Source organism: Flavobacterium sp. I-STPP5a (assembly GCF_009764685.1).
Taxonomy (GTDB): domain Bacteria; phylum Bacteroidota; class Bacteroidia; order Flavobacteriales; family Flavobacteriaceae; genus Flavobacterium.
The window spans coordinates 24,813-46,242 of the sequence record NZ_VHLM01000071.1 but is presented as its reverse complement, the minus strand read 5'-3'; the positions used below and the strand labels follow the sequence as shown (position 1 = coordinate 46,242).

Here is a 21,430-nt window from a genome sequence, read left to right as displayed (position 1 = left end):
ATGGCAACAATTATTACAATGCCTCGTTTGAGCGATACGATGACGGAAGGAACGGTAGCGACTTGGCTAAAAAAAGTAGGTGATAAAGTAAGCGAAGGAGATATTCTTGCCGAAATTGAAACCGATAAAGCAACAATGGAATTTGAGTCTTTCAACGAAGGTACTCTTTTACATATAGGTATACCTGCTGGTGAAACAGCAGCAGTAGATTCATTATTAGCCATCATAGGAAAAGAAGGCGAAGATATTTCAGCATTACTTGCAGGAAAACCAGCAGAGGCAACTCCAGCTGCAGACGAAGTAAAACCTGATTCAGAAGCGGTGGCTGTTCCAGAAACTGCAAAAGAATCATCTGTAGTAGCGACTTCTTTACCAAAAGGAGTAGTGGTAATAACGATGCCTCGTTTAAGTGATACAATGACCGAAGGAACTGTTGCAACCTGGTTGAAAAAAGTAGGAGATGCAGTTGCCGAAGGTGATATTCTTGCTGAAATTGAAACAGATAAAGCAACAATGGAGTTTGAGTCTTTCAATGCAGGTACATTATTATATGTAGGTATTGAAGAAGGAAATACAGCTCCTGTTGATAGTCTTTTGGCAATTATAGGTCCCGCAGGAACCGATGTTGCTGGAATTGCTACAAATTATAAAGCAGGCGGAGCAACGACAGCTGCTCCTGCTGCAGAAGTTAAAGAAGAAGTTGTAACAACAACGGCAGCGACTGAGCCAGTTGCTCAAGAAGCTGCAGCTGATGGGCAACGTATTTTGGCTTCGCCATTAGCAAAGAAAATTGCAAGTGATAAGGGAATTCAGTTGAATCAAGTTAAGGGTTCGGGTGAAAATGGTAGAATCGTAAAAAGCGATATCGAAAACTTTACATCAGCTGTTGCTAAACCAACTGCTGATGCGCCGTCTGCAAAAGCAGAAACTGTTGTTGCACCTGCTGCACCAAAAGTGTTTGTTCCTACTGGAGAAATATTTACAGAGGAAATCAAGAATTCTCAAATGCGCAAGATTATTGCAAAACGATTGGCCGAATCCTTATTTACTGCTCCGCATTACAACTTAGTAATCGAAGTAGCTATGGATGATGCAATGGCTTCAAGAGCAGTGATTAACACAGTGCCTGATACAAAAGTGTCTTTTAACGATATGGTAATCAAAGCTTGTGCAATGGCTTTGAAAAAGCATCCAAAAATAAATTCACAATGGAAAGAGGATGCCATTACAATCAATCACCATGTGAATATTGGAGTTGCTGTAGCGGTTGAGGATGGTCTAGTAGTTCCTGTATTGAAATTTACAGATGCTATGAGTTTGTCTCAAATAGGGGGTAGTGTACGAGATCTTGCCGGAAGAGCAAAAAACAAAAAGCTATTACCTGCAGAAATGGAAGGAAGTACTTTTACTGTTTCTAATTTAGGAATGTTTGGTATTGTTGAATTCAATTCAATTATCAATCAGCCTAATTCTGCAATCCTATCTGTAGGTGCAATTGTTGAGAAACCGGTTGTTAAAAATGGACAAATTGTAGTAGGAAACACTATGATGTTATCTCTTGCTTGTGACCACCGTACCATCGATGGAGCAACTGGAGCACAGTTCTTGCAAACTTTAAAACAATACATTGAAAATCCAGTGACCATGCTAGCATAAACACGGATTCAGTTTAATAACAAAACCCATCACTTTTTTTTAAAGCTGATGGGTTTTGTGTTTTTGGGCATGTCCCTGCTTCCACTAGCGTTACAGCTGCGTCTGGCTATACGCTATATCTTTTATTACGCTACCGCTTCATAAAAGGATGCCGCTCCTATCCTTCATGCGCACGAGATCTTAATAGAGAAAATGGTGTAGTAGTCTACGTATTTTTGAAAACGAAAGACAAACAAAGTAGTTTTCATGTTGCGGTATCACTTGTTTAAAAAATGTTTTTTTAAAGGACTTTCAATAGATAAACTATTAATTTTGTACCGACTTAATATGCTCCAAAATGATTCAAAAAGAATACATTGATCCCAGTGAAGGTTTTTCGCAAACAGTACTGGTAAAAACGGGTGATTTCAAAACTCTTTATATTTCAGGGCAAATTGGCATTGGGGATACCCTAGAAGCCCAATTAATTGCCACTTTTCAAAACTTAGAACAGCAATTGCATAAATGCAATGCTACGTTTAAGGATGTGGTTAAAATGAATACCTATATCGTAAATTTTAATCCAGAAACCGATTTACCGATTTTTAGAAAAATTAGAAACGAATTTTTAGGAAATGAGAATTATCCAGCAAGTACTCTTGTTGGCGTCTCTGTATTGGGTAATAGAGATTGGCTCATTGAAATTGAAGCTATTGCTGTTATGGAATAAATACAGATTGAAATAAATTACTATAGAAGCAAATTTCGTTTTAGTTTTTATTTTTCTCGGCAATCCATTTTGACATGTACATGGTACTTTTCAAGGTATGATGCTGTAGCAATGCACCCATAAAATTGTTCAAACGGTGTTGTTCTAGATTTTTCTGTATGTTTTGCATTTGCTCATTGAAATCAGTTTCAAATAATGTTCTTGCATAACGTTGCTTGATTATTTCAAATCCGTTTTCTTGAGAGGCTAGCCACGTTTTTTTGTTTTGATACAACAACACTGCTTGGTTGGCAAAAAGTTCGGGATTGTCTTGGATAAAACCATTCCATGGCAAATCACCATGCATCGATTCGGCGCCAATTGTAGTAGTTACGCTAGGTGTACCGCATTGCATGGCTTCGAGTAATTTCCCTTTTATTCCTGCGCCAAAACGCAAGGGGGCTAGAACAACTCGGGCCTGTTTTACTACTTCTTGTGCATCCTCTGCGCGACCTAAAATTAAGAATCCTTCTTTTGTGTTGTGCAGTTGCAGCACTTTTTGGGATGGATAGGCACCATAAATTTTGCAAACGGCTTCAGGTACTTGTTTTTTAATCAAGGGCCAAATGGTTTGTTTTAAATACTGAACCGCATTCCAATTGGGTTCGTGTAAAAAATTACCAATAAAAGTAAAATCACTTCTGTTCTCAAAGGATGGTGTTGTAGTTGCATTTAAAATTGCCTCTGACTCAAGTAAAAGAGGCAGGTATAAAAGCAACGCCTGGTCAATTTTGAATGTGGTGGTTAGAATTTCAATTTCATATTGAGAAATCATTAAGGAGATATCGCAGCGCAAAATACTAGCAATTTCTCGTTTGGCAACTTCTTCAACAAGCAAATCTTGGGTTGTGTATATTCGGTTTTCTTTGAAAGCTTTTTGTCTGGCAAGACGTAAACAATGTAAATCCTCGGTATCTAATATTCGGATAGCATCAGGGCAATTTTCGGCAACACGCCAGCCAAATTGTTCTTCAATCATAAAGCGATCAAAGAGTACTACAGCCGGATTTAGTTCTTTGATAAACGCATCAAAAGTAGACGAGTTGAGAAGGATTGTTTTCTTGTCAACGTTTAGGGACTCAAGATCCGTACTAAAAGCGCTGTCTTGTGCAGGAGAGGCAAAGGTGATTTTAAATCCTTGTTTTTGATAAAGCGAAATTAATTGTAGCATTCTTCCACCTGCAGCTGAGGAGTTGGGTTCAGGCCATACAAAACCAATAATTAAGAGTGATTGCACTTTTTTGAGAGATGAAAATTACGGTTGCAAAATACTAATTTAATGTGGTATTGTAGCTTTAGAGACTTGTAAATTCTGATGAATATAAAGGCTTGTATTTCAGGTTAGACGCCACGTGAGGGATAGTAGCGTATAGCCCGCAATGGCGTTGTCGCGTAGCAAAGACGCAATGAGGACTTGAAGCGGATAGCCCGACAGCAAAAAAAATGGCTAAGTAGAATGTTGCTAGGCCATTTTTTTTGGTGGCACGCCCTAATTATTTTTGTTTTATTAAAGGTTCAATCTGATCTTGATGGATGTGTCTATGCAATAAATCACTAATTTTGTAGTACATTAAATGATATTGAAATGTTAGGACTAAAATTAGTTACGGACCCAAGATGGGTGAATATAGTAGAGTCAAATATTGAGGAAATATTGACAGACCACGCTTGGTGTGAACAAAAAGCAGCATCGAACGCAATAAGTTTGATTACTCAAAATTCAGAAAAAGAAGAACTGGTAACTGAATTGATGATTATTGCTAGGGAAGAATTAGAGCATTTGCAAATGGTGCATGACCTGATAAAAAAGAAAGGGCTTTCGTTAGGGCGCGAGCGCAAGGATCATTATGTGAATGAATTGTTTAAGTTCATGAAAAAAGATGGAAGTAGGAATGATGCTTTGTGTGAGCGTTTGTTGTTTTCGGCTATGATTGAAGCTAGAAGTTGTGAGCGTTTCAAAGTGCTTTCGGAAAACATTGCTGATGCAGAGTTGGCTAAATTTTATAGAGATTTAATGATTAGTGAAGCGGGACATTACACGACTTTTTTAGGATTTGCCAAAAAATATGCGGATCATGTAGATGTGGATAAGCGCTGGAAGGAATGGATTGCCTTTGAAACTTCGATAATTGTGAACTATGGAACAAGTGAAACCATTCACGGCTAAACCGAAAGTTAGTGTTCAGTTTAGTGCAAAAAAAAACTTCTCAATTTCTTGAGAAGTTTTGTGGGCGATGAGGGGTTCGAACCCCCGACCCCCTCGGTGTAAACGAGGTGCTCTGAACCAGCTGAGCTAATCGCCCTAGTGCAATTCGCTAATTTTCATTTCCTTATTGCGAGTGCAAATATAAGACTGTTTTTTGGATATGCAACTAAAAAACAAAAAAAATTACAAAATTTCTGCAACTACAAAGGTACTGCCACCAATGTAAATGAAGTCGGTCTCAACTGCATTTCGTAATGCTTTTTGATAAGCTTCTGAAACAGAATTGTATACTTCGCCTTGAAGTGCAAATAAAGCGGCTTTTTGTTGTAAGATTGATGCTTCTAGTCCACGAGGAATATTGGGCTTACAAAAATAATATTTTGCATTTTTTGGAAACAAAGGCAAGATTTCTTCTAGATCTTTATCATTTACTACGCCTAAAACAAAGTGTAATGTGTTAAATTTCTCGTTTTGAATTTGCTTTAATACGATTTCAAGTCCGTTTTTATTATGAGCAGTATCGCAAATTACTTTTGGAGCTGTGTGTATTTGCTGCCACCTGCCTTGAAGTCCTGTGTTTTTTACCACGTGTAACAAACCAGCTTGCGTATTTTGAGGAGTAATTTCAAATTCAGTTTGCTTATTCAAAACCTCTATGGTTTGTAATACCGTCTTTTTATTGTGTATTTGATAATCACCAATCAGGTCTGAAGGATAGTTTTCTGTAATTAAATCAGAGGCAAAATAAATTTCTGAATTGCCTTCTTTGGCTTTGGTCAAGAAAACGGGTTTTGTTTCAGAGGCGTACTCTCCAATAATCACGGGAATATTTGGCTTTATAATTCCCGCTTTCTCAAAAGCAATTGCTTCAAGTGTATTGCCCAAAAATTGGGTGTGATCCAGTCCTATATTGGTCACAACCGAAACCAATGGGGTGATAATATTGGTTGCATCTAGTCTTCCGCCCATTCCTACTTCAATAATAGCAATGTCAACTTTTGAAGTAGCAAAATAATCAAATGCTAATCCTACGGTCATCTCGAAAAAACTCATGTCATTTGCTTCAAAAAAAAGCTGATGCTCCGTTATGAAATCTTCAACAAATTTTTCAGATATTTCGATTCCGTTTATTTTAATACGTTCTCTAAAATCCTTTAAATGTGGCGACGTGTACAAGCCTACTGTATATCCCGCTTCTTGTAAAACAGATGCTAGCATGTGAGAGGTAGATCCTTTGCCGTTTGTTCCAGCAACATGTATGCATTTTAACTGCTTCTCTGGATGGTTTAGGTGTGCAACAAGAATATGAGCATTTGTTAAATCTTTCTTGTAAGCCAGTGCGCCTTGAAGTTGATACATTGGGAGTTGATTAAACATCCAATTTATAGTGTCTTGATAATTCATTTTGATGGTAAAAAGGGATTGTTTAAAATATTTTTCAATTTTTTTAGTTTAATACTACATCGAAAAGTATCTTTATTGCAAAATTGAAATAAATTTTAGAATTAATGATTAAAATACAATAATATTATATGTTTAGTTTTATACAATTACAAGCGGACACCCTTACTAATGCTGCATCAAATGTAGTTATTGAAAAAATTGCTCCTAACACTGAGGTTTCTACTTTAGGATTTTTATTAAAAGGAGGAATATGGCTAATTCCTATTGGGATTTTATTGTTTTATACCTTTTACCTCATTGTAGAACGCTATTTATACATCAGTAAAGCTTCAAAAGTAGATAACTTGTTGCTTCGTGATGTTCGGGATCATTTAAACTCAGGTAATTTAGATTTTGCTAGATCAAGCGCAGAGCGTAACAACTCCGCATCAGGAAATATAATTAAAGAAGGTATTCTTGTTATTGGTAGGCCAATTAGTGAAATCGAATCGAATATGGATCGTGCAGCCGATATTGAAATTGGCGAAATGGAAAAGCACTTGGGCCATTTGGGACTTATTGCGGGTATCGCGCCTACCTTAGGTTTTATTGGGACAATTTCTGGAGTTATTAAAATTTTCTACAGCATATCAGTAACTGAGAATATTAGTATTGGGAACATTTCTGGCGGATTGTACGAAAAAATGATTAGTAGTGGAGCGGGTTTAATAGTAGGGATTGTTGCCTACAGTGGATACCACTTGTTGAACGGGAAAATTGATAATTTTGCATTAAAAATCCAAAAACAAGTGCTTGAGTTTGTAAATATTATTCAAAGATCATAACATGTCTATAAAAAGAAAAAGAAGATTCCATGCTGAGGTCGCGACTTCTTCGTTAAGCGACATCATGTTTTTTTTACTGCTGTTTTTCTTGATTATTTCAACACTTGCTAATCCAAATGTAATCAAGATGACCTTGCCAAAGGCACAATCAAATGAAAAAACAAACAAGCAATACATCAGTTTATCAGTCACTGAGGATAAAAAATTCTATATTGACAAAGAGCCTGTTTCATTCGAAGAACTCGAGACTACACTAATGTCAAAAATGGGTTCGGCAAAAGATCAAACCGTTATTGTAAGAATTCCGTTTAACTTACAAGTACAAGATTTAGTCGATGTCTTGCAAATAGGAGTGAGGAACAATCTAAAATTTGTGATTGCTACCAGTCCTAAATAAATACTAGGGCACGTTTTTAAAAGTTGTTATTTTTGGGCGTGACCACAATAAATAAAAGGGGCTAATCAACATTATAGTGATTGGCCCCTTTTTTTATTCTGGTCGGGCTATTCGCAGTACTTCGGTACTTGCTGCTATCCCTCACGCGGCCTCACGTATATTTGAAGCCTATTTTTATAATGGAATTTTGGTATAAACTAACCTACTAATTCAAATTGAAATTATAAACAATCTTACCTACTTGTTTCTCAGGAGCGTCACTGCTTGCGTCCCACTTAGTGTTCATGGCAGCAATTCTAGCTTGATCTAGCAAGCATTTTGCCGTATTTGTAGTTCCTTTTACACCTGCAATGGCGCTTATTGTTCTGCCGTTGCGGTCAACGGCTACTTCTACTACTACTTTGCCTTGTTCGTTGCACGTATATTTAGGAGCAGGCTTAGCAACCGCTTTTCTGTTTCCTAAAGAATAGCCAACGCCACCACCAGAACCACTTCCAGATCCGCCTCCACTTCCAGATCCATAGCCGCTCCCAGTTCCTATACCAGTTCCAGTTCCGTTTCCTCCGCCTGTTCCACCACCAGAACCACCAGATCCATAATATTCTCCAGAGTTTAAGCTACCGTTTGCTTTTCCTTTGTTTCCGGCTGTTTTGTCATCACCATCGCCACCTTTGTTTGAACCTTTAAGAATACTAGATAATGCATCATTTGTAGTATTCGAAACTTTTGGTTTTGCAACTACGGGTTTTGTTTCTTCTTTGACAACTAGTGTAGGTTTCTTTGTTTTTTCTTTTGTAGGAATAACAACGCTTTCATCTGTACTGTTTTCTTGTGATAATATAGCTTCGTCAGGTGCAGTATTTACTGGAGTTTGCTTAGATTGGTTGGTTACCTCTAGTACTTCACTTTGATAATCAGCACCAGACCCAAGATCACTATCTCCAAAATTGACTGTAACTCCGCCACCGCCACCACCGCCAGCAAGTTCATCTGTATTTGCAGGAGGCCAAAATCGGATAAAAAATAAAATTAACAACATTGCCGCATACAAAAGAGTTGTAATGATTAAAGATTTCTTTTGATTAGATGAAATGGTGGAACTCATTTTTGTTTTGTTTGTAAAAGTGTAAAATTAAAAACGCTGAAAATTACTAAAAATTGTCAAGAGTAAAAAGCGAGTGTGCAAATATAAATTGGAGGTTTTTAAAAGTAAAATGGGAATTAGTAGCTTTTATGACTACTAATTCCCATCTGTATAAGTGTAATTATGATAGCTTGTATTAAGTAAGCTGTTTTAGTGCAATTTCAAATGCAGTTGCGCTAATGTTTGTTTTGCTAGGATTGAGTGCATACGCTTTCTCGATAGCTTTTTTAATGATTTCTGAAGTGTCTTGAAAGATAGCTTCATCAGTCATTTGAACTTTCTTTTCCATGAAATAAGCAAATACACGTGCCATACCGCAATTAGAAATAAAGTCAGGAATTAAGCTCACTTTGTGATCTACATCTTCCATAATTGGACCAAAAAAGATTTCTTTGTCAGCAAAAGGAACATTTGCACCACATGAAATTACTTCAAGACCATGAGAAATTAAACTATCAATTTGAGATTGAGTCACCAATCTTGATGCAGCGCATGGAGTAAATATCTCAGCCCCGATTGTCCAAATCTTTTGGTTGATTTCTTCAAAAGGAATCATGTTTTCGGCAACCAGTTTGTTTCCGTCTTTGGCTAAAAATAAAGCTCTTATTTCTTCAAAAGAAAATCCTTCTTCATTGATTAGTCCGCCATCTCTATCAATAATTCCAATTACTTTGGCGCCCATTTCTGCTAAATAAAAAGCAGCTGCAGAACCTACATTACCAAAACCTTGAACAATAGCTTTCTTTCCTTTTACATCTCCTCCATAAATGGCATAAAAGTTACGTACGGCTTCGGCTACGCCGTAACCAGTAATCATGTCAGCAACAGTATATTTTTTAGAAACGTCTGGAGAGAATTTTGGGTTCTCAATTACTTTTACAACACCTTGACGCAACTGACCTATTCTGTTAATTTTGTCTGCTTCGGTAGGTTTGAAATGACCGTTGAACACACCTTCTTGCGGGTGCCAAACGCCACATTCCTCAGTCATGGGGATTACTTCGTGAATTTCGTCTACGTTCAAATCGCCACCTGTACCGTAATAACTTTTTAATAAAGGCGAAACCGCTTTGTACCAGCGCTGTAATACTCCTTTTTTTCTTGGGTCGTTTGGGTCAAAATTTATTCCAGATTTTGCTCCGCCAATAGCAGGTCCAGAAACCGAAAATTTAACTTCCATTGTTTTGGCAAGTGATAATACCTCATTCATGTCAAGGCCTTTTCTCATTCTTGTTCCGCCACCTGCTGCACCTCCGCGAAGAGAGTTTATCACAGTCCAGCCTTCGGCTTCGGTTTCAGAATCTTTCCAGTTAAAAACAATTTCAGGCTCTTTATTTTCAAATTTCTTTAATAAATCTTTCATTTTTTGCGATATGTTTATTTCTGCAAATATAAAAAAAGCAATTTTGCTACTAGTTTATTATGCAAAAAAAAGAATAAAGATTTTTAGTTATTCTTTTCCTAATAAATCTTCTTTCAATGTTTTGTCAACTGGGTTCTCAGATAACCAAATTCCGTAAAATGCTTTTTTGAATTCAATACCTTTAATTTTACCTTTGTAGATTTTGTTTTTAGTAATCCATAATGATTCATCTTGCGGATTAAAAGTTAGCTCAAAAACATCACCAGCTTTAGTTTCTTCGGTGCTTAATAAAGCTTCAAGTTCTTGCAGCTCTTTGGCAAATTTTAGAACTCCAGATTCTCCAACAGATTTTTCCATCCCTTTTTCAAGCGCTTTAGATAGTTTTTTTGAAGATATTAATCCAGATGTAATGTGCAGCGAAACCGCCATTTCATTTCCACTTTCAAGAATTTGGTGTGCATCTTGACTGAACTTAGTCAAATACAAAGCTTGAATGTATAAATCTGTAAAAAATTTAGAGCGTTGTCCCACTCCGTTAAGTGCTAGGGTTACTCCTTTAAATTCAATTGTTCTAGGAATATCAACTCCATTTACTGTGAAATTTTTTTGTGCGTTAGCAGTGTTGAAATGTAAGGCACTCATTAAGGCGAATACGAATAGTAATTTTTTCATAATGTGGTATTTAAATAAAATTTTGGGTTCAAAAAAGTGTGCAAATATAAGTGAAAAAAATCATTATAATAATATTAAGCCAAAAACTCGCTCTCAAATTATTATTTTTGTTTTAATTTATACTAAAATTAATGAAAAATATTTATTTATTCATAAATACTTCCAGAACTATGATTTTTTTTTGCGCCTGTCACACTTTTTAATACATTGATCTTGTTTTCTAATCGCAAGAGGCCCAGTATTCCAAAGATTAAAGCCTCTTTAAATTCGATAATTTTAGGAGAAGGAATTATAATGCTAGTAAATGGTAATTCTTTTTGTATCGATTCTATAAGAAAATCATGGTATGCTCCACCGCCAGTAATAAATAACGTCCCTGTTTTTTGAGGTAATGTATTTGCTATTTGTGTGGCAATATGTTGTGTAAAGGTGTGTAATTTGTCTTCAATTGATATTTCATATTGGTCTATCAATGGAATAATTATTTCTTTGACAAATTCAAAACCGAGTGATTTGGGATGTTTTTTTTGGTAAAATTCTAATGCGTTTAATTCTTTTAACAAATTGATTTGTAGAGAACCATTCTTTGCAATAGCTCCTTTGTTGTCATAAGGCAATCCTAGTAAATTTGAATAATGGTTGAACACTGTGTTTACAGGGCAAATATCATAGGCTATTCTTTCTCGGTTTGTTTCAAAGGAAAGATTTGAAAATCCACCTAAATTGAGGCAATAATCATATTCGCTAAATAAAATACGGTCTCCAATGGGTACAAGAGGTGCGCCCTGACCTCCAAGTGCAACATCTTGAACTCTAAAATCACAAACCACTTTTTGTTTTACGATAGATGCTATATGGGGTAAATTTCCAATTTGCAAAGTTATGCCCTTGTCTGGCTGATGTAAAATAGTATGCCCGTGGGAACAAACAGCATCAATAGCTTTAAGGTTGTTTTTAACAATGAATTCTAATATTACTTTGCCCAGAAGTTGTGTGTAGTCTTCATTTAAAGGAATTAGTTTTTCAGCTGAGAATGAAACCGCACCTTTTAATTTGTTTAACCAGTCTGGTGAGTATGAAACAGTTTGGGTTTCTAAAATTTCAAATTCCCAAATATTGTTTTTAGTAGTAAAAACGATGTTTGCCAAATCTATGCCATCAAGCGATGTGCCTGACATAACACCTATAATATTGTATTTTTCTTTAAACATTGGCTAAAATTGCGAAATCGTTTGAAATCTGATATTTAATAATTACTTTTGGAGGCAAATTTATGAACAATTAATTTACAATAAAAATATGGATTTTAATCTAACCGAAGAGCATTTAATGATTCAACAAGCTGCTAGAGATTTTGCAGTTGCAGAATTATTACCAGGAGTGATTGAGCGTGATGAACATTCAAAATTTCCTACTGAGCAAGTGAAGATGATGGCCGATTTGGGTTTCATGGGAATGATGGTTGATCCTAAGTACGGTGGGTCAGGTTTAGATAGCATTTCATATGTATTGGCAATGACCGAAATAGCAAAAGTAGATGCGTCTGCAGCTGTAATTATGTCTGTAAACAATTCATTAGTTTGTGCAGGTATGGAGAAATATTGTTCAGAAGAACAAAAAATGAAATACCTTGTGCCTTTAGCCAAAGGAGAAGTAATAGGTGCTTTTTGTTTGTCTGAGCCAGAAGCAGGAAGTGATGCAACTTCTCAAAAAACAACAGCAATAGATAAAGGAGATCATTACTTATTAAATGGTACTAAAAACTGGATTACAAATGGAGGTACTGCTTCTACGTATCTAGTAATTGCACAAACGGATATTGAAAAAGGACACAAAGGGATCAATGCTTTTATTGTAGAAAAAGGTTGGGCTGGTTTTGATATTGGACCGAAAGAAAAGAAAATGGGTATTCGTGGTAGTGATACGCACTCCTTAATGTTTACAGATGTTAAGGTTCCTAAAGAAAATAGAATAGGTGCTGATGGTTTTGGGTTTGCTTTTGCTATGAACGTGTTAAACGGAGGTAGAATAGGTATTGCATCTCAAGCGCTAGGTATCGCTACTGGAGCTTATGAAATAGCATTAAAATATTCAAAAGAAAGAAAAGCCTTTGGTAAAGAAATTTTTAATCATCAAGCGATTGCCTTTAAATTAGCGGATATGTATGTAAAAGTTACTGCTGCTAAATTATTAGTAATGAAAGCTGCTTGTGAAAAAGATGAAGGTAAAGATATTGCGCACTCTGGAGCAATGGCAAAATTATATGCTTCGGAAATTGCTCTTGAAGTTGCTAATGAAGCAGTTCAAATTCACGGAGGAAATGGTTACGTTGCTGAATATCATGTAGAACGTATGATGCGTGATTCTAAGATTACACAAATATATGAAGGAACTTCAGAGATCCAACGAATCGTGATTTCAAGAGGATTAGTTTAATCCTGGAATTAAATATTTTAAAAAAAAAACCTTTTTACAGATGTTAAAAAGGGTTTTTTTATGGTATCAGTTATATTTTTAAGTTTTTTTTAGATTTTTATTGTATCGAAATGATTTTGGGACTCTTTTTAATTTGATACTAATTGCCTTTCTTTGTTGTGTTGTGATTTTAGATTTCTTTTTTAAAACCGATGTAACGCCCAATTAATACAATTTTATGCTAATAACTTCGATACATTATAGTTTAAACGAACTGATAGATTTGCTAGGTCAATTGTCACAAAAAGAATATTCGAATTCTTGTACAGAATTAAGCGATGCTACTATTGGCGAACATACGAGACATATTATTGAAATGTTTCAATGTCTTGAAAATCAATATAATTTAGGAGTTGTAAACTATGATAAAAGAGAGCGTAACACCCTTATTCAAACGGATACTACTTTTGCAATAGAAAATATTAGGGCTGTTCAGAAAAATTTGGAGAAGGAAAATAAAAACATAACCTTATTGCAAATTATTGACGGCGAAGAAATCCGAATCGAAAGCAACTATAATAGAGAATTGTTATATAATTTAGAACACTGTATTCACCACCAGGCACTTATAAAAGTTGCAATATTACAATGTGAAACCGTTACGATTGATCCAAATTTTGGTGTTGCAAGATCAACCATAGAATATAGAAATCAATGTGTACAGTAAGTTTTGTAGCAACGAACGATAGTGTTATCATTACTTCGAACCGGGACGAGAAAACAATAAGACCTAGTGCCATTCCTCCAAAAAGTTATACAGTAAACGGACAAAATCTTATTTTCCCAAAAGACCCGAAAGCAGGAGGAACTTGGTTTGTGACCAAAGCTGATGGAACTATTTTGGTTTTGCTAAATGGTGCTGCAGAAAAACATGAAGTCCAATTACCATATCGAAAAAGCCGTGGCCTGATTGTTTTAGAAGTGATGAGTAGCGCGTCGCCAAAAGATTTTTGGGTTGGAATTGATTTGGAGTCGATAGAGCCATTCACGTTAGTGTTATTTCAAGATCAGGAGCTTTTTCAATTGCGTTGGGATGGACATAATAAGCAAACTTTAGTTTTAGATACCAATAAAAATCACATTTGGTCTTCATCTACTTTGTATCCAGCTTTGGTGAGGGAACAACGGTCGGCTTGGTTTCATACCTTTATGAGTGAAACCGATGTTGTTTCAAAAGAAAAACTATATGATTTTCATAGGCATACGCAGGAAGGAAATGAGGAAAACGGTTTAGTAATCAATCGAAATAACGAGATGAAAACCTTAAGTATTACTCAAGCTGTAGTACATCAAAATAAAGTTAGTATCTTACATTATGATTTGGTAGAGCAACTCGATTTTTCAACCTCATTTATCACCATCTAAATACCACATTTTGAAATTATTTTTTCATAAAATTACCCATTGGGAATATTGGCCTTTCCAGATTGTTTATATTCCTATTTATTTTTTGTGGTCTTACTATTCGATCAAGGTAAAATCTATTTTTTTCTTTAATGCTTCTAATCCAACTATAAAAAACGGTGGGTTTATGATGGAGTCTAAGAAAGAAATTTATGATTTGATACCGCAACAGTATTATCCAAAAACGGAATTAATAAAAGAAGGAACAGGGGTAGAAAATGTTATAAAAACGGTTGAAAGTTCAGCAATTAAGTATCCGTTTATTGCAAAACCAGATATTGGACTGCGAGGATCTGGAGTCAAAAAAATTAACACGGTTCAGGATTTAAAAGAATATGCTGAAAAAGCAAATTTCAATTACTTGGTTCAAGATTTAATACCTTTTTCAAATGAGGTAGGTATTTTTTATGTGCGCTATCCTAATGAAAAATCAGGAAGAATTACTGGAATAGTATCTAAAGAGTTCTTGATTATTACTGCAGATGGTTTTTCAACAGTTCAAGAGTTAATCAAGGAGAATCCGCGATATGAACTCCAATTGAATGTCTTGAAAAAAGAGTATGGTAAAAAATTATTCGAAATCTTACCAAAAGGCGAGAAGTTGAATTTAGTACCCTACGGCAATCATGCTCGAGGTGCAAAATTTTTAGATGGTAGTCATTGGATAACTCCAGAATTGACTAAAACGATTAACGAAATGTGCTTGCAAATCCCAGGTTTTTATTTTGGCAGACTGGATATCATGTACAATTCCATCGAAGAATTAGAACTAGGAATTAATTTTGCTGTGGTGGAATTAAATGGAGCTGGGAGTGAGCCAACTCATATTTATGACCCGAAACATTCACTATTTTTTGCTTGGAAAGAATTAGCGCGTCACATTACGTATATGTATGAAATAAGTGTGGCAAATCATAAAAATGGCGTTCCTTATTTAGAACATAAAGAGGGCATGAAGGAGTATAGAATGCACTTAGAACAAAGTAAAAAAATTATAAATTTCTGATTCCATGAGAGCCATAAAAAATATTTTTGTTGGTTTTTTGGTCAGCTTTATTGGTTCGATTCCATTAGGTTATCTAAATTTGATTGGTTTTGAAATCTATTCGAAACTTGGAATAAGTAGTCTGGTTTTATTTTTGTTTGGCGTTCTAGTGGTAGAAATGTTTGTTATTTATTTTACATTACTTTTTGCAAAACAACTTGTTTCCAATAAGAAATTAATGAAGGTTATTGATTTTTTCGCCATTTTGTTTCTCTTAATTCTGGCCTGTACTTTTTATTTTGGCGGGAATACATCGTTAAATAGCCCTTCAGTTCTAGAAAAATATGCTGCTTTTTCTCCTTTTTTAATTGGTTTCGGGTTGAGTGCCATAAATTTTGTTCAAGTTCCATTTTGGACAGGATGGAATCTCTATTTAATGAATGGGAATTATATTTTGGTTGCAAAAAGATTCAAACTGTATTATATTGCAGGAACTTTGGCTGGGACATTTGCAGGAATGCTTACTTTGATACTGCTTTTAAGTCTTTTGGCGCAACGCACAACAAGTTTTTCAACGTTTGTAGTACCAGTACTTTTTCCGTTGTTTTTTGTTGTTTTAGCTCTTTTTCAAATTGCAAAAGTCTACAAAAAGTATTTCTCAAAAAAAATGCCATCATAAAATTTTTAAATTTCGCTAATAACTAAACAATAATATCTATGAAAAATATTTTCATATCGCTTCCTAAAATTTTTCTTTTATGCTTTTCAACTGCAGCAGTCTTTGCTCAAACTAACGGGACTTTGCCGCATAAAAGTATCGAAGCGGTTTATCAAGTAAATGAAAAAGAAGTAGCTGCTACTTTACAATTTTTATCCTCAGATGAATTAGAGGGGCGAGAAACAGGGCAACCCGGCATAGTGAAAGCTGCAGATTATTTAGAACAATTTTTTAAGGCTAATAATGTTAAGCCTTACTATAAATCGTATAGAGATACCTTATCTACTTTTAAAGAAACTGCATTTAATGTTGTAGGATATCTTGAAGGTAGTGATCCTGTTTTGAAAAATGAATTTATACTTCTTAGTGCGCATTACGACCACATTGGTATTACAAAAAAAGGTGTTAACGGTGATTTTATTAACAACGGTGCCAATGATGATGCTTCAGGTACCACTGCAGTTGCTGAAATGGCGAAATACTTTAGCATAACAAAAAACAACAAGCGTAGTATTCTGTTTGTCTTTTTTGCGGGAGAGGAAAAGGGGTTGTTAGGATCTAAGCATTTGGCTAAAAAACTAAAAGCACAAAATTTCAACTTGTACACTCAATTTAATATCGAAATGATTGGGGTTCCTATGAAAAGAGATTATCTAGCCTACATTACTGGTTTTGATAAGTCTAACATGGCGGCTAAAATAAATGAGTATACTGGAAAACAAACCATTGGTTTTTTACCAAAAGAAGCCGAGTACCAATTGTTTTACAGATCTGATAATTTTTCTTTTTATGATGTTTTTAAAGTTCCATGTCAATCCGTAAGTACATTTGATTTCGAAAATTTTGAATTCTATCACCACGTTTCTGATGATTTCAAAGCAATGGATGTTCCTCACATGACCTCGTTTATTCAAGAATTATTACCTGCTGTGACACAAATGGCAAATACTACTTCTCACGAAATCATCATGCTCAAATAGTTACGTAAGGGCTTGATTCATATCATACGCAAGAATGTAATAGTCATTATTGTTGAATTGAAATTCGCTAATGATTGACCAATTCAGTTTTTGCGTATGTGCTTTTGTAGATGGGATGTTTATTTTGTTTATAAAAGTCAAAGCTAGCGGATATTTTTCAATCATGTGTGTTCTCATGAATTCAAAAAGTGGTGTTATTAATCCACTTCCGCGATATTCTTTATGGATGCAAATGGGGCCGTATTGAAAACTATTTGTTAGTGTAAAAGTATAATCTAAAAAGTGTAATTCCGGAAGTAGTGAACTCATGTATTCGAAAATGGGCCATTGTTTGAAAAAATCCCAACTTCCGGCAAAAATGTACCCAATAATTTCGCCACGGTCTTTAGCAATAAATAGTTCTTGTTTTTCAATAACTTCATTCAATTGTGAAACTGTAAAAGGAGTCGTAACAAATCCATTAGCTTTTTCAGTTTCAGTTAGGTTTGCAACGAGGTATAATTCTTGTAAGGCCAGCACTCCGTCAACATCACTTATTTGGGCTATTTCATAGGATAGATTCTGTGTCATATTTTTAGAATTCAAAGGTTCATGTTTTGATTTAAAACTACACGTAATAATACGAATTTTAATTTTTATTGTGACAATAATCTCGGGGTAAAGCAGTACTTTTTTGCTGTTTTTGTTTATTTTTGTCCTATGAAAAATATCATTATTACTGGAACTAGTAGAGGCATTGGGTTTGAATTGGCATTGCAGTTTGCGAAAGCGGGTCATCACGTATTGGCCATTTCTAGAAACATTCCGCAAATTTTATTAGGTAATGAAAACATTAGCTGTCTTTCGGTAGATTTATCAAATGAATTGGAGTTGAATAAAGTAAATGAGTTTCTTGCCAAGTCTTGGAAACAAGTTGATGCCGTTATCCATAACGCAGGAAGTTTATTATTGAAGCCTTTTATTGAAACTACTCAAGAAGATTTTGAAAATATTTATAAAGTCAATGTTTTTGGAGTTGCTAATTTAACTCGCATTTGTTTGCCCTACTTACAAAAAGGGAGTCATGTTGTAACCATAAGTTCTATGGGAGGCATTCAAGGAAGCTTAAAATTTGCTGGCTTAGCCGCATATAGTTCGAGTAAAGGAGCTGTTATCACTTTGTCTGAATTATTAGCTGAGGAGTATAAAGAGCAAGGAATATCATTTAATGTTCTTGCGCTTGGTTCTGTTCAGACTGAAATGCTGGAAGAAGCTTTTCCAGGATATCAAGCGCCTATTCAAGCAAATGAAATGGCAAATTATATTTTTGATTTCACTTTAAATGGCAATAAGTATTTTAACGGTAAAGTACTGCAAGTTTCTTCTACAAATCCATAATTCAGAATTATTTTGATAGAAACGCTTGCTAAATTTCTGCCTGATCATGCCGTTAAACCTGCATTTGAATTGATTGTGACACATGGTGTTCATTTGAAAATTGTGAATGAACGAGCTACACGTCATGGCGATTACAGGAAAGGGCTAAGTGGTAAACATGAAATAACAGTTAATGGGAGTTTAAATAAATATAGGTTCCTTATGACTCTTATTCACGAAATTGCTCATCTTGTAGCTTTTGAGAAATATGGTCGCAATATTAAACCGCATGGTCAAGAATGGAAACATACTTTTCAGCAATTGATGGTGCCTTATATTCGGCCAGAAATTTATCCCAATCATCTATTACCCTTGCTAGCAAGACATTTTAGAAATCCAAGTGCCACTAGCGATACCGATACTACTTTGGCATTAGCCTTGAAACAGTACGACAATCAAAACGATAAAAATTATGTTTTTGAAATTCCGTATGGAAGTGTTTTCCGAATCAAAAATGGAAAAATTTTCAAGAAAATAGCAGTAAGAACAAAGCGTTTTGAATGTCTCGAAATAAGTTCTGGTAAACTCTATCTTTTTAATCCAAATGCTGAGGTGGAAGTTTTACAATCCTAATTATTTATTCCTTCAAGTAGGCTTCTCTCACTTTTTTGAACAAGTTTGAGGAGTATACAAAAGCAACTACAGCTTCATTATCAGTTCTGAAAATTTCTTCTTTGGTACCTTCCCAAGCTTTTAAACCATCTTTTAAGAACAAAATTTTCTCACCAATTTCCATAACTGAATTCATGTCATGAGTATTTATTACAGTTGTGATGTTGTACTCTTCGGTGATTTCTTTGATTAGGTTGTCAATCAAAATTGCTGTATTTGGGTCTAATCCTGAATTAGGTTCGTCACAAAATAAGTATTTAGGATTGTTTACAATAGCACGAGCTATGGCGACACGTTTTTGCATTCCACCAGATATTTCAGATGGCAGTTTGTTATGAGCTTTAACCAATGCAACTCTGTCTAAAACAAAATCAACACGTTCCTTAATTTTTGCAGTATTGTCTTTGGTAAACATTCTCAAAGGGAATGCTACATTTTCGGCTACGGTCATAGAATCAAAAAGGGCACTTCCTTGAAAAACCATTCCAATTTCGGTACGCAATTCTCTTTTTTCATCAGCTTCAAGTTCAGAGTACACACGACCATCAAAACAAATTTGTCCTGTCTCGGGTGTATGAATTCCTAAAAGACTTTTGAGTAAAACAGTTTTTCCAGATCCACTTTGTCCTATGATAAGGTTGGTCTTTCCTGTTTCAAAAACAGTCGAGATCCCTTTTAGAATTTTATTTCCGTTAAATGATTTTTCTACGTTTTTTACTTCTATCATGACCCTAGTAACAATTGTGTTAATATATAATTGATAAGTATGATACAAACAGATGTCCATACAAATGACACTGTACTTGCTTTTCCTACTTCGAGCGCTCCGCCTTTCATATAATAGCCATGAAAAGAGGGAATTGTAGCAAGTAACATAGCGAAAATTAAAGTTTTTATAAAAGCGTACGTAATGTGAAACGGAATGAATTCCATTTGAGTCCCGTTTATAAATTCGTCACTAGATATAAATCCGCCGTAAACACCAGCCATCCAACCCCCTAAAATACCTAAAAACATAGCAATTCCTATGACAAAAGGGTAGAGTAATAAGGCTATAATTTTTGGAAAAACAAGGTAATTTAAGGAGTTTACACCCATTACCTCTAGCGCATCAATTTGTTCTGTAACACGCATCGTTCCTATACTTGATGTAATAAAGGAACCCATTTTTCCAGCCATAATAACAGATATGAAGGTAGGAGCAAACTCAAGGATCACAGATTGTCTTGTGGCAAAGCCAATAAGGTATTTTGGAATTAGTGGGTTTGTAAGGTTCAATGCAGTTTGAATAGCCACTACACCTCCCACGAAAAAGGAAATAAAAGCAACAATTCCAAGTGAGTCAATGATTAAATCATCAATTTCTTTAAAAATCAATTTTTTCATTACAGACCATTTCGTCTGTTTGTTGAAAATTTCTTTAAGCATCAGGAAGTATCTTCCTATTTGCGTTATATATCGAATGAGCATCATAGTTTATGAATATGGGCTAAATTACAAAATTGTAAGCATTTTGCGTGTCAAGTGAATTAATAGTTTCCTGCTGTAAAAATTAAAACAGTTTTTCTTTCATTTTTTTCAATCGGTAACTGCGTATGAATTTTGCTTGTTCAGCAGTAACTAATAAAGGTGTTTTTGATTTTTTTGCTTTCCAAAAACCCGACATGTAGTCTACAAAAAGAAGTGGTTTTTTTTTCATCATCGCTAGTTTTATCGAAGCAATCGCTGTGATGACAAACCCATAACCAAGTGTATAAAAAGCTTCGCCTTGCTTGTAACGTGCTTTTTGATTGTAGTTAGCTCCAGTTGGTTTTAAATGTTTAACATGTAAACTTGCATTAGTTACAACTTTCCAGTTGTAAAATTTGCATAACAATTCGTCCACTGTATCCCAACCCATGGCTGGTTTTAGTCCGCCAATTTGTTGAAAGGTTTCTTTTCTATAGGCTTTTAATGCGCCACGAATATGATCTTTGTCTGTTAAGTTTTCAAGTATCCATTCACCGTTTTTTTCGATGTAGCAAAATCCACCTGCCATTCCAATTCTTTCATCGGTCTGGAAATGTTTTATAATGGTTTCGAAATAATTAGCAGGAAATATTAGGTCGGCATCGATTTTTACAATTAAATCATAGTTTTCATCTAAAGTATTAAATCCTGTTTGAAAGGCTTGAATCACTTTACTTCCGGGTAAATGAACAGCATCTGAAGTTTTGTTAACCAATGAAATAAAAGGATGTTTACTGATAAATGAATTGACAACAGCAGCTGTATTATCAGTAGAATTATCATTTACCACCACAATTTTAGCTGGTAAAACAGTTTGCTCCACTAAGGATTGAAGTGTCAAAGAAATCAATGCTTCTTCGTTATGTGATGGAATTACGATATAATATCTCATTAGAAAAATCTGTTTTCTTTATTCA

General features: G+C 35.0%; 23 protein-coding genes and 1 tRNA gene. 13 read left to right on the top strand and 11 right to left on the bottom strand.

Annotation, left to right across the window (positions count from 1 at the left end; genetic code table 11):
- Together FJV36_RS13160 and FJV36_RS13155 are read left to right on the top strand one after the other, a co-directional pair.
- On the top strand, positions 1-1,656 hold the full coding sequence (locus FJV36_RS13160; RefSeq protein ID WP_158729219.1) for a pyruvate dehydrogenase complex dihydrolipoamide acetyltransferase: 1,656 nt from the start codon (positions 1-3) through the stop codon (positions 1,654-1,656).
- A 337-nt stretch (positions 1,657-1,993) separates the two neighbouring features.
- Positions 1,994-2,365, top strand: a complete 372-nt coding sequence (locus FJV36_RS13155; RefSeq protein WP_158729220.1) for a RidA family protein — start codon at positions 1,994-1,996, stop codon at positions 2,363-2,365.
- Between the two features lie 40 nt (positions 2,366-2,405).
- On the opposite strand, the gene FJV36_RS13150 is transcribed toward FJV36_RS13155, so the two are convergent.
- Positions 2,406-3,641, bottom strand: a complete 1,236-nt coding sequence (locus FJV36_RS13150; protein WP_233264574.1) for a glycosyltransferase family 4 protein — start codon at positions 3,639-3,641, stop codon at positions 2,406-2,408.
- Positions 3,642-3,989: 348 nt separating this feature from the next.
- On the opposite strand from FJV36_RS13150, the gene FJV36_RS13145 reads away from it, so the two are divergent.
- Positions 3,990-4,571: a tRNA-(ms[2]io[6]A)-hydroxylase gene (locus FJV36_RS13145; RefSeq protein WP_086454570.1), complete on the top strand. Its 582-nt coding sequence runs from the start codon at positions 3,990-3,992 to the stop codon at positions 4,569-4,571.
- A gap of 61 nt (positions 4,572-4,632) precedes the next feature.
- On the opposite strand, the gene FJV36_RS13140 is transcribed toward FJV36_RS13145, so the two are convergent.
- Together FJV36_RS13140 and FJV36_RS13135 are read right to left on the bottom strand one after the other, a co-directional pair.
- A tRNA-Val gene (locus tag FJV36_RS13140) sits at positions 4,633-4,707 on the bottom strand.
- Positions 4,708-4,793: 86 nt separating this feature from the next.
- Positions 4,794-6,014, bottom strand: coding sequence for a folylpolyglutamate synthase/dihydrofolate synthase family protein (locus tag FJV36_RS13135; protein ID WP_158729221.1), 1,221 nt, complete (start codon positions 6,012-6,014; stop codon positions 4,794-4,796).
- A 128-nt stretch (positions 6,015-6,142) separates the two neighbouring features.
- Between FJV36_RS13135 and FJV36_RS13130 the strand changes: the two genes are divergently transcribed.
- A complete protein-coding gene (locus FJV36_RS13130; RefSeq protein ID WP_158729222.1) occupies positions 6,143-6,838 on the top strand; it encodes a MotA/TolQ/ExbB proton channel family protein in 696 nt (231 codons plus the stop codon).
- A 1-nt stretch (position 6,839) separates the two neighbouring features.
- The gene (locus tag FJV36_RS13125; protein ID WP_144894004.1) at positions 6,840-7,235 is read left to right on the top strand and encodes a biopolymer transporter ExbD; all 396 of its coding nucleotides are present in this window, start codon (positions 6,840-6,842) and stop codon (positions 7,233-7,235) included.
- A gap of 205 nt (positions 7,236-7,440) precedes the next feature.
- Here FJV36_RS13125 and FJV36_RS13120 read toward each other — a convergent pair whose 3' ends face one another.
- The 4 genes from FJV36_RS13120 to FJV36_RS13105 all read right to left on the bottom strand — a co-directional run bounded on the left by FJV36_RS13120 (position 7,441) and on the right by FJV36_RS13105 (position 11,625).
- Positions 7,441-8,340: an energy transducer TonB gene (locus tag FJV36_RS13120; protein WP_158729223.1), complete on the bottom strand. Its 900-nt coding sequence runs from the start codon at positions 8,338-8,340 to the stop codon at positions 7,441-7,443.
- Positions 8,341-8,515: 175 nt separating this feature from the next.
- A complete protein-coding gene (locus tag FJV36_RS13115; RefSeq protein WP_158729224.1) occupies positions 8,516-9,742 on the bottom strand; it encodes a Glu/Leu/Phe/Val dehydrogenase dimerization domain-containing protein in 1,227 nt (408 codons plus the stop codon).
- An 87-nt stretch (positions 9,743-9,829) separates the two neighbouring features.
- Positions 9,830-10,414, bottom strand: coding sequence for a chalcone isomerase family protein (locus tag FJV36_RS13110; protein ID WP_158981203.1), 585 nt, complete (start codon positions 10,412-10,414; stop codon positions 9,830-9,832).
- A gap of 146 nt (positions 10,415-10,560) precedes the next feature.
- Positions 10,561-11,625: an anhydro-N-acetylmuramic acid kinase gene (locus FJV36_RS13105; RefSeq protein ID WP_158981200.1), complete on the bottom strand. Its 1,065-nt coding sequence runs from the start codon at positions 11,623-11,625 to the stop codon at positions 10,561-10,563.
- Positions 11,626-11,713: 88 nt separating this feature from the next.
- Between FJV36_RS13105 and FJV36_RS13100 the strand changes: the two genes are divergently transcribed.
- From FJV36_RS13100 to FJV36_RS13075, 6 genes are all read left to right on the top strand, one after another.
- Entirely contained in the window at positions 11,714-12,850 is a 1,137-nt protein-coding gene (locus tag FJV36_RS13100) for an acyl-CoA dehydrogenase family protein (protein ID WP_158981198.1), read from the top strand.
- Positions 12,851-13,067: 217 nt separating this feature from the next.
- The gene (locus FJV36_RS13095) at positions 13,068-13,556 is read left to right on the top strand and encodes a DinB family protein (RefSeq protein ID WP_158981196.1); all 489 of its coding nucleotides are present in this window, start codon (positions 13,068-13,070) and stop codon (positions 13,554-13,556) included.
- Positions 13,544-14,254, top strand: coding sequence for an NRDE family protein (locus tag FJV36_RS13090; protein WP_158981194.1), 711 nt, complete (start codon positions 13,544-13,546; stop codon positions 14,252-14,254). The genes FJV36_RS13095 and FJV36_RS13090 overlap by 13 nt, the downstream gene beginning before the upstream one ends.
- Positions 14,255-14,264: 10 nt before the next feature.
- Entirely contained in the window at positions 14,265-15,299 is a 1,035-nt protein-coding gene (locus tag FJV36_RS13085; RefSeq protein ID WP_158981192.1) for a D-alanine--D-alanine ligase, read from the top strand.
- Positions 15,300-15,303: 4 nt separating this feature from the next.
- Positions 15,304-15,957, top strand: a complete 654-nt coding sequence (locus tag FJV36_RS13080) for a hypothetical protein (protein ID WP_158729235.1) — start codon at positions 15,304-15,306, stop codon at positions 15,955-15,957.
- 38 nt (positions 15,958-15,995) lie between these two features.
- A complete protein-coding gene (locus tag FJV36_RS13075) occupies positions 15,996-16,976 on the top strand; it encodes a M28 family peptidase (protein WP_158729236.1) in 981 nt (326 codons plus the stop codon).
- Here the strand turns inward: FJV36_RS13075 and FJV36_RS13070 are convergent, their stop codons facing one another.
- Positions 16,977-17,546 (bottom strand): GNAT family acetyltransferase, encoded by a 570-nt coding sequence (locus FJV36_RS13070; RefSeq protein ID WP_158729237.1) that lies wholly within the window; start codon positions 17,544-17,546, stop codon positions 16,977-16,979. It lies immediately after the preceding gene.
- 129 nt (positions 17,547-17,675) lie between these two features.
- On the opposite strand from FJV36_RS13070, the gene FJV36_RS13065 reads away from it, so the two are divergent.
- Positions 17,676-18,353, top strand: coding sequence for an SDR family oxidoreductase (locus tag FJV36_RS13065; protein ID WP_158729238.1), 678 nt, complete (start codon positions 17,676-17,678; stop codon positions 18,351-18,353).
- A gap of 12 nt (positions 18,354-18,365) precedes the next feature.
- Positions 18,366-18,965, top strand: coding sequence for a SprT-like domain-containing protein (locus tag FJV36_RS13060; protein ID WP_158729239.1), 600 nt, complete (start codon positions 18,366-18,368; stop codon positions 18,963-18,965).
- A 4-nt stretch (positions 18,966-18,969) separates the two neighbouring features.
- Here the strand turns inward: FJV36_RS13060 and FJV36_RS13055 are convergent, their stop codons facing one another.
- From FJV36_RS13055 to FJV36_RS13045, 3 genes are all read right to left on the bottom strand, one after another.
- Entirely contained in the window at positions 18,970-19,731 is a 762-nt protein-coding gene (locus FJV36_RS13055) for an ABC transporter ATP-binding protein (RefSeq protein WP_158729240.1), read from the bottom strand.
- Positions 19,728-20,477: an ABC transporter permease gene (locus FJV36_RS13050; protein WP_158729241.1), complete on the bottom strand. Its 750-nt coding sequence runs from the start codon at positions 20,475-20,477 to the stop codon at positions 19,728-19,730. The genes FJV36_RS13055 and FJV36_RS13050 overlap by 4 nt, the downstream gene beginning before the upstream one ends.
- A gap of 79 nt (positions 20,478-20,556) precedes the next feature.
- Positions 20,557-21,405, bottom strand: a complete 849-nt coding sequence (locus FJV36_RS13045; protein ID WP_158729242.1) for a glycosyltransferase family 2 protein — start codon at positions 21,403-21,405, stop codon at positions 20,557-20,559.
- Positions 21,406-21,430: the final 25 nt, after the last annotated feature.

What these genes read in the sequence shown, in the direction of transcription:
- FJV36_RS13160 (WP_158729219.1), top strand. Translation starts at nt 1, where the DNA reads ATGGCAACAATTATTACAATGCCTCGTTTGAGCGATACGATGACGGAA.
- FJV36_RS13155 (WP_158729220.1), top strand. Translation starts at nt 1,994, where the DNA reads ATGATTCAAAAAGAATACATTGATCCCAGTGAAGGTTTTTCGCAAACA.
- FJV36_RS13145 (WP_086454570.1), top strand. Translation starts at nt 3,990, where the DNA reads ATGTTAGGACTAAAATTAGTTACGGACCCAAGATGGGTGAATATAGTA.
- FJV36_RS13135 (WP_158729221.1), bottom strand. Translation starts at nt 6,014, where the DNA reads ATGAATTATCAAGACACTATAAATTGGATGTTTAATCAACTCCCAATG.
- FJV36_RS13130 (WP_158729222.1), top strand. Translation starts at nt 6,143, where the DNA reads ATGTTTAGTTTTATACAATTACAAGCGGACACCCTTACTAATGCTGCA.
- FJV36_RS13125 (WP_144894004.1), top strand. Translation starts at nt 6,840, where the DNA reads ATGTCTATAAAAAGAAAAAGAAGATTCCATGCTGAGGTCGCGACTTCT.
- FJV36_RS13120 (WP_158729223.1), bottom strand. Translation starts at nt 8,340, where the DNA reads ATGAGTTCCACCATTTCATCTAATCAAAAGAAATCTTTAATCATTACA.
- FJV36_RS13115 (WP_158729224.1), bottom strand. Translation starts at nt 9,742, where the DNA reads ATGAAAGATTTATTAAAGAAATTTGAAAATAAAGAGCCTGAAATTGTT.
- FJV36_RS13110 (WP_158981203.1), bottom strand. Translation starts at nt 10,414, where the DNA reads ATGAAAAAATTACTATTCGTATTCGCCTTAATGAGTGCCTTACATTTC.
- FJV36_RS13105 (WP_158981200.1), bottom strand. Translation starts at nt 11,625, where the DNA reads ATGTTTAAAGAAAAATACAATATTATAGGTGTTATGTCAGGCACATCG.
- FJV36_RS13100 (WP_158981198.1), top strand. Translation starts at nt 11,714, where the DNA reads ATGGATTTTAATCTAACCGAAGAGCATTTAATGATTCAACAAGCTGCT.
- FJV36_RS13095 (WP_158981196.1), top strand. Translation starts at nt 13,068, where the DNA reads ATGCTAATAACTTCGATACATTATAGTTTAAACGAACTGATAGATTTG.
- FJV36_RS13090 (WP_158981194.1), top strand. Translation starts at nt 13,544, where the DNA reads ATGTGTACAGTAAGTTTTGTAGCAACGAACGATAGTGTTATCATTACT.
- FJV36_RS13080 (WP_158729235.1), top strand. Translation starts at nt 15,304, where the DNA reads ATGAGAGCCATAAAAAATATTTTTGTTGGTTTTTTGGTCAGCTTTATT.
- FJV36_RS13075 (WP_158729236.1), top strand. Translation starts at nt 15,996, where the DNA reads ATGAAAAATATTTTCATATCGCTTCCTAAAATTTTTCTTTTATGCTTT.
- FJV36_RS13070 (WP_158729237.1), bottom strand. Translation starts at nt 17,546, where the DNA reads ATGACACAGAATCTATCCTATGAAATAGCCCAAATAAGTGATGTTGAC.
- FJV36_RS13065 (WP_158729238.1), top strand. Translation starts at nt 17,676, where the DNA reads ATGAAAAATATCATTATTACTGGAACTAGTAGAGGCATTGGGTTTGAA.
- FJV36_RS13055 (WP_158729240.1), bottom strand. Translation starts at nt 19,731, where the DNA reads ATGATAGAAGTAAAAAACGTAGAAAAATCATTTAACGGAAATAAAATT.
- FJV36_RS13050 (WP_158729241.1), bottom strand. Translation starts at nt 20,477, where the DNA reads ATGATGCTCATTCGATATATAACGCAAATAGGAAGATACTTCCTGATG.
- FJV36_RS13045 (WP_158729242.1), bottom strand. Translation starts at nt 21,405, where the DNA reads ATGAGATATTATATCGTAATTCCATCACATAACGAAGAAGCATTGATT.